General features: G+C 60.7%; 9 protein-coding genes. 4 read left to right on the top strand and 5 right to left on the bottom strand.

Annotated elements, in window-relative coordinates; translation table 11 throughout:
* The first annotated feature begins 455 nt into the window (after nucleotides 1-455).
* Complete coding sequence (locus L6R21_20730; GenBank protein MCK6561631.1) at nucleotides 456-842, top strand: hypothetical protein; 387 nt, start codon at nucleotides 456-458, stop codon at nucleotides 840-842.
* A 219-nt stretch (nucleotides 843-1,061) separates the two neighbouring features.
* Nucleotides 1,062-1,655 carry a DUF937 domain-containing protein gene (locus L6R21_20725; protein ID MCK6561630.1) on the top strand — a complete coding sequence of 198 codons (594 nt, stop codon included), beginning with the start codon at nucleotides 1,062-1,064 and terminating at the stop codon, nucleotides 1,653-1,655.
* A 126-nt stretch (nucleotides 1,656-1,781) separates the two neighbouring features.
* Here the strand turns inward: L6R21_20725 and L6R21_20720 are convergent, their stop codons facing one another.
* The 5 genes from L6R21_20720 to L6R21_20700 form a co-directional block, all read right to left on the bottom strand.
* Nucleotides 1,782-2,228, bottom strand: coding sequence for a DUF6524 family protein (locus L6R21_20720; protein MCK6561629.1), 447 nt, complete (start codon nucleotides 2,226-2,228; stop codon nucleotides 1,782-1,784).
* A gap of 159 nt (nucleotides 2,229-2,387) precedes the next feature.
* Nucleotides 2,388-2,633, bottom strand: coding sequence for a GlsB/YeaQ/YmgE family stress response membrane protein (locus L6R21_20715; protein MCK6561628.1), 246 nt, complete (start codon nucleotides 2,631-2,633; stop codon nucleotides 2,388-2,390).
* Nucleotides 2,634-2,764: 131 nt separating this feature from the next.
* Nucleotides 2,765-4,216 (bottom strand): OmpA family protein, encoded by a 1,452-nt coding sequence (locus L6R21_20710; protein ID MCK6561627.1) that lies wholly within the window; start codon nucleotides 4,214-4,216, stop codon nucleotides 2,765-2,767.
* 593 nt (nucleotides 4,217-4,809) lie between these two features.
* Nucleotides 4,810-6,141 carry a DUF4115 domain-containing protein gene (locus tag L6R21_20705; protein ID MCK6561626.1) on the bottom strand — a complete coding sequence of 444 codons (1,332 nt, stop codon included), beginning with the start codon at nucleotides 6,139-6,141 and terminating at the stop codon, nucleotides 4,810-4,812.
* A complete protein-coding gene (locus L6R21_20700) occupies nucleotides 6,138-6,641 on the bottom strand; it encodes a hypothetical protein (GenBank protein MCK6561625.1) in 504 nt (167 codons plus the stop codon). The genes L6R21_20705 and L6R21_20700 overlap by 4 nt, the downstream gene beginning before the upstream one ends.
* Before the next feature lie 219 nt (nucleotides 6,642-6,860).
* Here L6R21_20700 and L6R21_20695 point away from each other — a divergent pair, with 219 nt between their 5' ends.
* Entirely contained in the window at nucleotides 6,861-10,907 is a 4,047-nt protein-coding gene (locus L6R21_20695) for an ATP-binding protein (protein ID MCK6561624.1), read from the top strand.
* Between the two features lie 90 nt (nucleotides 10,908-10,997).
* On the top strand, nucleotides 10,998-11,792 hold the full coding sequence (locus tag L6R21_20690; GenBank protein MCK6561623.1) for a carbon-nitrogen hydrolase family protein: 795 nt from the start codon (nucleotides 10,998-11,000) through the stop codon (nucleotides 11,790-11,792).
* Nucleotides 11,793-11,906 lie beyond the last annotated feature (114 nt).

The following is an 11,906-nucleotide window of genomic DNA, read 5'->3' as shown; positions in this document are numbered from 1 at the left end:
TGACAGTGGTGGTGGATACGTCGTGCGAAATAACAGTGTACGAATCGGGCTTATTGCTGTCCGCGGGCTTCACGTTTCAGCTTGTCTGAAATTTGGCGCAGGATATTGTTCTGGGAAGACTGGCGCGCCCGCGAAATTTTCCCCAGGTTGCTTCGGTTGCAGTCTGGCAGAGTGCGTGACGATCGATTATGATGTCGCGCAACCACGAGTTCATATCAAATTCTCATTCCAAAAGCAAGTTCAGTTTTGCGAAACAAGAGTATGCTCGCTGCGGTCCAGCCACCGTGCGGCCACAGCTCGCAAATTGGCGCCTTGACAATCTCACCTATTTTGGTATTTTGTGACAGCCTGATTCTGCCCGATCTTGCCTTCCTGACCCTGCCGCGGGAACGCCAAGCCTGCAAAATCTCAGGCGCACTTCACTTTGTTCTTTGATCTAACGAGGAGGTACAGTCATGCTTCAAAACTTCACGAAGTATGCCGGTCTGGTGCAAACGGCCATCGGTTTGCTCGGCCAGTTTGTTCCGGGCGTCGGATCACTCTTGGGGGCAACAGCAGGAGCTGGCGACATCCTCGGAGGAGGCAACCTTTTTAACGTGATTTCTGGCGCGGCCTTGAGTTATCTCGGCTTCAAGGGCACGGAAAGCACACAACGAACTGGCGCTCAAGTCCTCGGCGGTTTGAACGGCTTGGTCGGCCTGTTGGGCATACTTAAGGTCGATAGCCTGGGCGGCCTGCAATTGACGAACGGTTGGGGTGCCATCATCATCAACTTGATCGTCGGTGCTTGGGGCCTGTATTCGGCCTATGCCAAGAAATCCGCGGGTGCGGCAGCTCGCTGAGCCGGAATCTGGCGCAGGGTAGTGCCTTTGCCCTCCTGAGCGTTTCGGAATCCAATGGCAGACAGGAGGGCAAGGGCCTCATGGAATGTGATTTGCATGCAGAATTTGCGGATTCGTCGCGCATTCAGTTTCTTCTCGTCCCCGTTGACCCATCAGCGTCTCGAGGAAACCGCATAATCCCCATCGTTTTTCTTATGATTTGAATTGAAAGGATTGGACATGCCAAGTTTGGTTGAAGAGATCATTGGAGCGCTGGGTCCACAGGTGGCGCAGCAAATGTCATCGCATCTCGGCATTGATCGCAACACCGCCGCACAGATTCTGCCGCAAGTGGTGCCGCTGGTTTTGGGTGGATTGAAGCGCCAGATGGAGCAACGCGGCGGCGCACCGCGGGTGGATCACATTCTCAACAAGTATGGCAATCCCGATGTGCTCAATGACATCGGTGGGCTGTTCGGAATGCAAGTGCGCAATCAAAACGCCGACCCGCGGCTGGGCGGCTTGCTCGGCGAATCCGGCGTGCAGGCAGCCGGCCAAATCGCGCAGCGCTTTGGCTTGAACATGGAAACCGCGATGAAAATCATCCCCATGCTGGCGCCGCTGGTTTTGGGCCTGCTCACGCAAAAGCGCGATGCCGGCGGTGCCGGCTCGCAGGGCTTGGCTGCGCTGCTCGATCAAGACGGTGACGGCAACATTCTCGATGACGTCGCCGATTTCTTCATGCGTGGTCTGGGCGGCGGACAAAGCAACCAGGGCGGCGGCGGTGGCCTGGGCGATCTGCTGGGCGCAGTGCTGGGCGGCGGCCGGCGTTAGCGCATTCCTGCTTCTGCAAACAAAAAATCCCAATCACCGTGAGGGTGATTGGGATTTTTCATTTCTACGGCATGCGCCGGGCACCAGGTGGTTCCGGTAAAACCCTTTCTGCGGGCCAAGGCAGATTCATTTCCCGCCGACTTCATCAATGTCAACCTGGCCGGTGAAGCGCCGCGTGAGATGCGACCAGGACACGCCGATGGCCAAAACCAGCGACAACACCACCAGCACAAGATGGGAAATGGCGCGCGTGCCGCGCGGCGTGAACACGTCCCAGTAGATCAACACCCAAATGAGACAGCCCAGCAGCGCGGCGGCGAGCACTGCGCCTTTGAAACCCAGGGCGCGATTCGTCGCCTGCAAGTAGATCACCCACAGAGCAAACAGGCCGAGGCCCGCCAACACCTTGAGCGGATTGATGGCGCTCAAGGTGGTCACCGGCACTTGGGTGACCGGCTGAATCGCCCAATGAAAGTAGGAGAATCCTTCGGGATTGTAGGTGGCATACACCAGGACAAACGCGATCACAAAGCGCAGCAGAAAGCCGCCCCAGCCGAATTCGGTTTTGTTCATGCAGCTTTTCCTCAATGACCAGCGCAACGAAATTCAACCAAACAAAAATGCCCCGCAGCAGGCTGCGGGGACGTCAAGACCTCAGCGCATCAGGAGCCTCAGGGCAGTGATCCGCGCCAGTCCGGCGCAGGGAAGCACCCACGCCGGTCGTGGTACCGCTCAACTCCGTTTCTTGGTGAGGAGACGATACACGAACAGAATCAAGATGGCCCCAACGACCGAACCGACGAACTGTGCGGTCTGGCCTTCGGCGTAGATTTTGAGCCACTGTCCGAGGTAAGTGGCCAGCACCGACCCGCCGATGCCCAACAGGATCGTCACGATAATGCCGCCGGGATCTTTGCCCGGCATGATGAATTTTGCGATCGCGCCAACCACCAGGCCAATCAGGATAGTGTACAGCATGATTTCTCCCTCACAGGTCTAAGTTCACAACAAAGCCGCGAAGGCGCAGGGCGCACCAACAGCCTCGACAAACCTGCCGGCGGTTCAGGCGCTGCGCTTTCGCGGCTGGGATTACACGGAGCTTTCAGAACCTACTTCACACGGAAGAACTCAATGCGCCGGTTTTGCTGCCGTCCTTCAGCGGTGTCATTGGAAGCCACCGGCTTGTCCGGGCCAAAGCCCTTGGTGGTGATGCGGTTGGCGGCAATGCCTTTTCTCACCAAGTACGCCTTCACGGCCTCGGCACGCGCCAACGACAGTCTGGTGTTCAGCGCCCGGCCGCCGCGATTGTCGGTATGACCCTGAATCTCCACGGCGATCTCGGCATTCTCATTGAGCGTGTTGAACGCCTTCACCAAAATCGCCTCGGATTCCGGCGAAATCTCGGCGCTGCCGCTCTTGAACACCACACCTTCCAGCACGATGGCCTTGCCGACTTCCACCTGCAACGTCTCTTCGACTTTGGCGACTTTCGGCACGTCATCTTCGGCATTCAGGGGATCGCTGCCGCGCGTCACCTCGGCGCCGTCATTCACGCTGCCGCCGTCGGTATCAGCCTTGAGCGGGTCACTCTTGGTTTGCGTCACTTCGCGGCCATCGCTCAGGCCGTCACCGTCGGTGTCTGCTTTCAGGGCGTCGGTTTTGTGCGTGTTGATCTCCGCGCCGTCATTGAGGCCGTCGCCGTCACTGTCGGCGTTGCTGGCGTTGGTGCGATGCTTCAGCACTTCGTCGCCGTCGCTCAGGCCGTCGCCATCGCTGTCGGCTTTGTTGGCGTTGGTATTGTACTTTTTGAGCTCATCGCTGTCGCTCAAGCCATCGCCGTCCGAGTCGGCCTTGAGGGGATCAGTCTTGTAAACATTGACTTCCTCGCCGTCGCTCAAGCCGTCGCCATCGGTATCGGCGAGATTGGGATTGGTACCGCGTGCTTTTTCCTCCTTCTTGCTCAGGCCGTCACCGTCTTTGTCGGGGTTGCCGCCGGTGATCCAGGTCAGGCCGGCCGTGCCGGTGAGAAAAGCGTCGTTCGCGCTTTCGGTGTCGAGGCCGTCGTAGCGATCGTCAAGGGAGTAATGATACAAGCCGCGCACGTCGAACGTCACATTCTCTCCGAGCCCCAGGCTCACACCGCCGCCCACCGGAAAGGCGAACGAGGTGCGATCGTGATTGTCATTGTTCTCGCCTTCGGGATCAATGCCGACCAATTCTGCGCCTGCCGCCAGATAGGGGCGAAAACCGCCGCCGAGCAGCGCGAAACGGCCCATCAGGCTCAAGCTGCTCGCAACCGACTTGAAATCGTTGGCACCGGTCTCGCCGGCCAATTCCCCGATGTTCAGCGCTGTTTCTTGCGAGAAACGATTGGTGAGGTAGTACTCCGCCAGCACGCTGCCATAGGGACGCTGCTTGGCGGAATCATAATCATCGCCTTGGTAGTTTGTGATGCCGCCCCGCACACCAAAGGCGACGGAACCCGCGCGATCCTGGCCAATCGCAAACGAGCTGAGCACCAACACCGCCAGGATACCCGATAGAATTTTTTTGGACATCATCAACTCCTCTCTTGGTTCACACCCTCTTTCCGTTAATTCGCCTGACACGCTTCGGTCTCATCCAAACAATAAGGCCGGCGGTCGGATGCAACTCAGGTGATGCGATTCCGCTTGACCGCCAGCCAGATTCACAGCCAGTCGTGAGCCTCTCGTGCAAGACGACATCCCATCAATACTGCAGCTCACGGAGCATGAGAGAAGCAGTGAAGTAAAGTCGGCGCCTGTGCGCCGGGCTCTGACAGTATTGCACGACTCGTCCCTGTTTCACTTACAACCCTCGTGCCAATGAATCTGATTCTGACTGACGGTGCGATGGTCTCCGAATTGATGTCTCTCCGAAACTTGGATATTTACCGAGCCAACTCCCCCACGGCAGAGCCGTGGGCTATCCGGATGATAGAGTTAAAGTTAGAAGAATCCCGCCCCAGCCCCTGTCTAATCCAGGCCGAATGTTTCCCAAACAAACACTGATGCTACTCATTCAAAGTTGGCCATTCGGCAACCGCCATCTCGCAGCGCTGCCGGCACTTGGGGCATTTGCCCCGGTCATGCCCACCAAGTGGGGGATTTCACCAATCACCCGCGCGCGGCACTTACTCTCTCGCGACGATGCCCTGAGACGTGATCTGCAGCGTGACCGCCTGCTGCACCTCTCCCAAACTGCCGAGGTGGCTGCCATTCAAAAAAAGTTCGGTCTGCCCGGCGTTGCCGACTTGCACGCGAAATTGCTGCTCGCCCTGCCAGGCATAGATTTCTCCGCGCCGAAAAATGAAATCCGTTGAGTCGCGGCCGTCGGCAATCACCTTCATCCACACGCGGCCGTGCAGCCGCGCTTCCAGGCGCAGCGGCGGCGGGAGCGGCAAAATCTGCGGCGCCGCCACCTGCGCCGTGCTTTGCGTTTGCGGCGGAGCGGACGTGCCTGCCGGTTGCCAGGCGAGCCACACCGTAGTGAGCAATGCCAATCCTGCTGCCGCAGCAAATGCTGCTCTTGCTGGAGTGGTGCGATACCATGGCAGGCGCCCGGCCGGCAGGCGTGCCTGCTTGGGCGGCGCCGGCAGCGAGAAGGCGGTGATGAACTTGTGCATGGGCTGGCGCGCCGACAACAACGCGGAGGCGTCGCCGGAAAACTCGCGCAGCTCGCGGTGCCAGGTGTTGTGAATCCGGCGCAGCAAGCCGCGCAGCTTGTCGGCAAATTGCATCGGCGGCGTTCCGGCGGTCACGGCCGCAAGAAACGCCGGCGGATTGGCGACGACGAAAATGGTCTTGTCGCCGTAGCGGACTTCATGCAGGTCGCCCTCATGATCCGGTCCAAAAGCGTCCTTGGTGAAATCTTGAATCGCCGTGAGCATGCCGCTCACCATCTGCAGCTTGCCGTTGCTCTGCGCGCCGGTTTCGGCGGGCACATGCGCTATCAACAAGCCCGAGCGTTGATCGATGAGAAAAAGCTGTTCGATGGTGAAGGGGAAGACTTGCGGAATGACGGCAAGCGGCTCAGGCAGGCCCAGCATGCGCGCTTTCATGCGCGCCCAGGTGGCCTGCAGGTTGAAGGCTTTGTCCAGCCGCTGGTTGATTTGGGCGACGAGTTTGCGCATCGCCTCGGCGACGGCGCGGCGCACGGTCTGGCCGATCACCGGATAGAGCGCCTCGACCATCTCGTCTTTGGATTCCGCCACCTGCTGCTTGATCGCCGGACCCATCAGCGGCGCCACGATTTCCGCCATCTCCGGGCCGGAGCCGGCAATCTTGCGCTCGAGCAAATCACCGATGACGGGGTTGAGCGCGGCGATCAGCGACTCACGATCCGCAAGCTGGCGGCGAAGTTCACTCACTTCGCTTTCGAGGTGTCGCACGCGCGCACGGTCGGTGCCCAACAACAGCTCGCGCAAACGCTCGACGTCGGCGGTTTTTTCTGATTCCGCGTTCATGGTGATTTGCGTTCGCGACTTTTGGCAGACGGGATTTTTTGACGGCGGCTGGTGGTCGGGCGGCGGGGGCGCGTTGCGGCGGGGCGAGAATTCTTTTTGCCATTGGCGGGTGCCCGCCCGGTGCGCACTTGCTGCGCCAGCCGGGTGAGAAGCTCGGCGAGTTTGAGGCGGCTGCTGCGCTCCCTCTTGACGCGTCCCTGCACGCGTTGCCATTCCGCCTCGATCGCCGCGAGCATGCGCTGCAGTTGCTTACGATGTCGCAACAGGCGGCGCGCCATGCGGTCGAGACGCGCGTCGGCACGCGCCTGCACCTGCGCGAGTTTCGTTTCATATTCCGCCCGCCACTGCTCTTGTTGCTCGCTGAGGCGCTCGATCGAGCGCGCCAATTTTTGCAGCCGGCGATCGAGATCACGCAGTGGCGGTCCCAGCACGATCTCGCGAATGGCGTCGAGCTGATCCGCCTGCTTGCCATCCATGCCAAACAACTTCTGGTCTGCCATCCCTCACTCACTTTTCTGGCCACTAACTGGCGCTTTAAAGTAGCCTGGAATCCTGCCAAATGCAAGCAGTTTATCGGGAGAGGCGCGCCGCAATCACACCGTTGCCGCGCAAAGAATGGCATTGCATTTCAACGCCATTTTGATAATTTTGCGGCCGGATGAGGGAGAGCCATCGTAACGCTGCTGTACGTGCGAACTGCAATACCAACCCATGCCCGCATGAAATCACACACCGCCATCAAAACACGCCGCCCCTGCCGGCGGCCGCGGCTTGCCGGCTTGCTGCTGCCGATTGCGCTTGCCTTCCCCCTCTCCCTCCCCGCGCAGCATCTGAATGCCGTGACGTACAGCATCGAGCAGGGCCTGCCCACCAATCTCACCAAAGCGATTTTCCAGGATACGTTGGGCTTCATGTGGATCGCCACCGATGCCGGCCTGGTGCGCTTCGATGGGCGGAACTTCAAAACCTACACAGAGAATCTGCCCGACCTTTTCATCAAGGGCTTCGCCAAAACGCGCGACCGCCGCGCGTTCGTGATTACCGATTTGGGGATCAGCCAGATCGACTCCCGCGGCGACACGACCTTGTTCAAGCTGTTGCTGGCCGGCAGCCGAACCCACACGGATTCCACCCTGCATTATCCCAAAGCCATGTTCGAAGACAAAAACGGCGCTTTGTGGATCAGCGAGCCTGACGCCGTGGTGCGTTTTCAAAACGGCAGGTTACGACGCTTTCTCTTCGAGGAAGTCTATCGCGCGGGCAGCTACTCCCGCTCGTTCATCTTTGTGGAAGACGGCCAGGGCCGCCTGCTGGTCTCCTCGCAGCGCGGCTATTTGTTCCGCTTTGATGCCGCCACGGAAACCTTTCACAAGATCGCCGACCGCCGGCCGGAAGCCACCTTTTCCATCGACGCCATGATGATGCGGCCCGGCAACCGGCTGTGGATCGGCAGCAACAATGGCCTGTTCGAGCTGGCTCTCACGCCTGAGGGGAAGGGTCTCTCCTGGCAGCCACTGGCATTCATCAACGCAGGCGTCTCCTCCTTTGCCGAGCATACCGACGGCAACCTCTATATCGGCACTTGGCGCGAAGGCCTCTACCGCTGGCGCCTGGCGGACGGTGAAAGCAGGCCGCAGCCGGTCACCAAGCTGCCTCTGGTCGTCATCAACGACATTTTTGCCGGACCAGAAGGCCGGCTGTGGGTGAGTGCTGACGACGGCATGGCGGTGATGCACGAAACCTTCTTTGCGGAGTTCGAGCTGGAGGCCGAGAGTCCGTACATTCACGCGGTCACGGTGGACTGCGACGGCAACGTGCTGACCACCAACGGCGATGCCATTTTCCGCATCAGCCCCAGCGCCAGCGGTTTCACCAGCAAGACGATTTTCCGAGAATCGGCGAGTTGGATTCTTGCTCTGGCCTGCGCAGGCCGGACGATTTGGGCGGGCTACCGCGACGGTTTTCTGACCCGGCATGACAACGGCCGGGTCGAAAAAGTCGTTCTGCCGCAAAATGGCAACCACATCATCTCGTATCTGATGGCAGATGCCCAGCAAAATCTCTGGGTTTGTCAGGATCCGACGGCGGGCGTGCTGCGGGTGGATCACGAGCGCCGGGTGAAGCACTACGGGGCCACCGAAGGTTTGAACGCGCCGCTGCTGGTGGTCAAGGTCAGCCCGCAAGGCGAGGTGTACGGCGGCGGCGCGGGCGCGGGGAGTTATCTGTTTCGCTATGACCCGGCGCGCGATCGCTTCGTCAATCTCAGCGTGGCCGCAACCGGCCTGACGCCGGTGTTTGCCGTCAATGATCTCGCGTTCGCGGCCGACGGCACCATCTTTTTGGGAAGCAACCAGGGCTTGTGGCAATATCGCGACAGCGCGCTGCAGCCGGCGGCGGGCTGGCAGGGTTTCCGCGACAACATGATCAAGTCCCTCGCGGTCGACGACTCCGGCAGAGTTTGGGCCGGCACCAACCACGGGCTGACGCTCTACACCGGCAACCAGGTGACGCGCTTCGATCGCACGGATGGCTTTCCCAGCCTGACCATGAGCTTTCGTGCCGCCGTGATTGACAGCGAGCAGCGGTTGTGGATCGGTTCTTCGTTGGGTCTGAGCTACTGGCAGGGCGCGGTGCACCGGCAAATGCCGACACCCGCGCCGATCTTCCTGGCGCTGCGCCTCAACGAAAGAAACGTGTTGGGTGAGGCGCCCGGCGGGCTGACGTTTCCGCACAATTCCTATCTCGAAGCGGCGTTCGCCTCGCTCTTCTATCCCGCTGAGAAAATCCAATACCAAACCCGCCTGCTCGGCCGGCAGGAAACCTGGTCGCCGCCCACGCCGGAGGGCAAGATCATCATCCCCAAGATCGGCCAGGGCGAACACACGCTCGAAGTGCGTGCGCAGCAGAGCGGCTATTTGTGGAGCGCGCCGCTTTCTTTTCGATTTGTGATTCAGCCGCCGCGTTATCTCACCTGGTGGGCGTTCCTGCTTTACGTCCTCACGTTTTCGGTGGTGGTGGCGTTTCTCGCGAATCTGCGCGTCGCGATTCGGGAACGCACGCAAGCGGAACGGGCCTTGCGGGAAAGCGAGGAGCGGCTGCGCACGGTTGTGGCGAACACGCCGATTGCCCTGCTCGCGATGAATCAGGACGGCGTGGTGACGCTCTCCGAGGGCCGCGGGTTGGCGGCATTGGGCTTTCGGCCGGGTGAAATGGTGGGCCGTCGCGTGTTCGATCTCTTTCCCGAGATTCCCGAGCTGGCAGACCACGTCAAACAGGCGCTGGCCGGCAAGGCTTCCTCCGCGGTGACGGAAATCAATCAGGACTTCTTTGAATTCTGGTATGCGCCGCTGCGCCATGCCAATCGCGAGATTGCCGGCATGATTGCGGTCGCCGTGGACATTTCCGACTTGAAGCGCGCCGAAGCGGATCTGCAAAAGGCCAAAGAGGCCTCCGAGGCGGTCCTGCTCGAGCTCAAAAAAACGAATCAACAGCTCCAGCAATCGAGCGAGCACGCCCGGCAGATGGCGGTTGCCGCCGAGGCGGCCAACGTGGCCAAGAGCGAATTTCTCGCCAACATCAGCCATGAGATTCGCACGCCGATGAGCAGCATTTTGGGAATGACCGAGCTCGTGCTCGATACCGATCTCACAACGCAACAGCGCAAATATCTCCAGGTGGTGGAAAAATCCGCGGAAGACCTGCTCGGCGTGATCAATGCAGTGCTCGACTTTTCCAATATTCAATCGGGCCGGCTGGCTTTGGAGCCCGCCAATTTCCGACTGCGGCCTTGCTTGGCGGCGGCGCTGCAGGCTTACGAACGGCGCGCGCTCGAGCAGGGTTTGCAATTCACCTTTCGCATCGCGCCGGGCACACCGGATGATCTGGTCGGCGATGAGGCGCGACTGAAACAGGTTTTGGCCATCCTGGTCGACAATGCCGTCAAGTTCACCGAGCGCGGCGAAGTGGTGGTGGAAGCCCGCCGCGACCTGACCCCTCGCCCGGCCGCCGCGCCCAACGCTCCCGCCGAGATTCGTCTGCATTTCACCGTGGCGGATACCGGCATCGGCATCCCGCTCGAGAAGCAGAGCATCATCTTCGCACCCTTTGCGCAAGCGGACAGCTCACCCGCACGCAAGTATGGCGGCATCGGCTTGGGCCTCAGCATTGCCGCACAATTGGTGGAGTTGATGGGCGGCCGGATGTGGGTGGAAAGCGTGCCCGACAAAGGCAGTGCGTTTCACTTCACCGCCGGCTTCGGTGTGCCGGAGCAGGCGAGCCTGCGGCCGTTTGTCTTTCCCACGGAACCTACAGTCGTCGAGGCGGAGGACGACTTGATACTGGGGGAGCCGAGTTGGACGGTCACGCCCACTGCCCAGCCGCTGCGCCTGCTGCTCGCCGATGACGACACCACCGCGCAGGAGTCCACGGCCCGGCTGCTGCGCAAACTGGGCCACCGCGTGGTGGTTTCAGGATCCGGCAAAGATGCGCTCTCCGTGCTGGCGGGCGAACGCTTTGATCTGGCCCTGCTCGAAGTAAATCTTCCGGAGATGAACGCGCTGGAGCTGGTCGAGCAGCTTCACCGGCGGCAGAGCGAAACCGGCGCCACCACACCCGTCATCGCAATGAGCGCGCGCCCCACGCCGAGTGAGCGCGAACGCTGCTTGCAAGCGGGCATGGCGGGTTATTTGATCAAACCGATTCAGGCGACCGAACTGCAGCAGTCGATTGCTGCGCTCTTTCCGGCCGCGAAGGAACCGGCGGAATGAAACGGCGAGACTTGCGCGAAATCGCTGTGGCCTCTCCCTCATTCTGCGCCGGCAGATTCTGCGCTCGCGCTTGTTGCTTGGGATGAACACATGAAATTCCAGTTGGCCTGCGTGCAGTTTCGCTCCCGGCTGGGAGAAGTGGATCACAACTTGGCGGAAATGGCGCGCTGGTGTGAAAAAGCCGGCAGCATGGGCGCAGCGGTTGCGCTTTTTCCGGAAGCGTGTCTGACCGGCTATTGCCGGCCGCGCGACATGAGGCGAGCCGCCCTGCCGTTTGCCGGCGCGCTGGCCGAGCGCGTGGCCGCGATCGCGGCCGCCAACCGTCTCCTGCTGGCTTTTGGCATGCCGGAGCGCGACGGCAACGAAATCTACAATTCACTCATCCTCGTCGGCCCCCAAGGCGATACCCTGGCGCGCTATCGCAAAACGCATTTGTGGGCCGCAGAGAGCAAGTGGGCCACACCCGGCAACCACCTGGTGACCTGCCGGACTGAGCTGGCGCACTTTGGCCTGATGCTTTGCTATGACACTCGCTTCCCCGAAGCGAGCCGCGTCCTGGCGCTGCGCGGCGCGGAAGTCCTGCTGGTGGCGAGCGCGTGGCGTTCCAGTCACGTGGAAGAATGGCGCTTCTGCGCCCGCGCCCGCGCGCTTGACAACGGCATTTTTGTCGCCGGCAGCGATGCCATTCTCAACGCCGATCATTTCAATTGCGCCGGCGGCAGCCTGATCGCCGGTCCGGCCGGTGAAATAATGGCGCTGGCGCACTATCGCGAAGAAAGCATAATCGTCGCGGAAATCGATACCGCCGCGATTGCCGCGCGCCGGCAAGACTTGCCGTTGCTGCAGCAGCGCCGGCCGGAGCTTTATGCCGTTGCAGACAAATAGAACCCTTTGTCCGCCCTCGCTTCTGCCTCGCCGCTCGCGAAAAACCAGTCGGTTGCCGTATTTGGTTGTGTGAAGAGACCTCCCCTACCCGTGCCGCCGAATTCCAATCTCCAC

This window comes from bacterium (assembly GCA_023150945.1).
Taxonomy (GTDB): Bacteria; Zhuqueibacterota; Zhuqueibacteria; order Zhuqueibacterales; family Zhuqueibacteraceae; genus Coneutiohabitans.
The sequence above is the reverse complement of the archived record's forward strand: the minus strand, read 5'-3'. Positions and strand labels throughout refer to the sequence as shown.

Coding starts and splice junctions, on each gene's coding strand:
- L6R21_20720 (MCK6561629.1), bottom strand. CDS start 2,228: ATGAACAAAACCGAATTCGGCTGGGGCGGCTTTCTGCTGCGCTTTGTG.
- L6R21_20715 (MCK6561628.1), bottom strand. CDS start 2,633: ATGCTGTACACTATCCTGATTGGCCTGGTGGTTGGCGCGATCGCAAAA.
- L6R21_20725 (MCK6561630.1), top strand. CDS start 1,062: ATGCCAAGTTTGGTTGAAGAGATCATTGGAGCGCTGGGTCCACAGGTG.
- L6R21_20700 (MCK6561625.1), bottom strand. CDS start 6,641: ATGGCAGACCAGAAGTTGTTTGGCATGGATGGCAAGCAGGCGGATCAG.
- L6R21_20730 (MCK6561631.1), top strand. CDS start 456: ATGCTTCAAAACTTCACGAAGTATGCCGGTCTGGTGCAAACGGCCATC.
- L6R21_20695 (MCK6561624.1), top strand. CDS start 6,861: ATGAAATCACACACCGCCATCAAAACACGCCGCCCCTGCCGGCGGCCG.
- L6R21_20710 (MCK6561627.1), bottom strand. CDS start 4,216: ATGATGTCCAAAAAAATTCTATCGGGTATCCTGGCGGTGTTGGTGCTC.
- L6R21_20705 (MCK6561626.1), bottom strand. CDS start 6,141: ATGAACGCGGAATCAGAAAAAACCGCCGACGTCGAGCGTTTGCGCGAG.
- L6R21_20690 (MCK6561623.1), top strand. CDS start 10,998: ATGAAATTCCAGTTGGCCTGCGTGCAGTTTCGCTCCCGGCTGGGAGAA.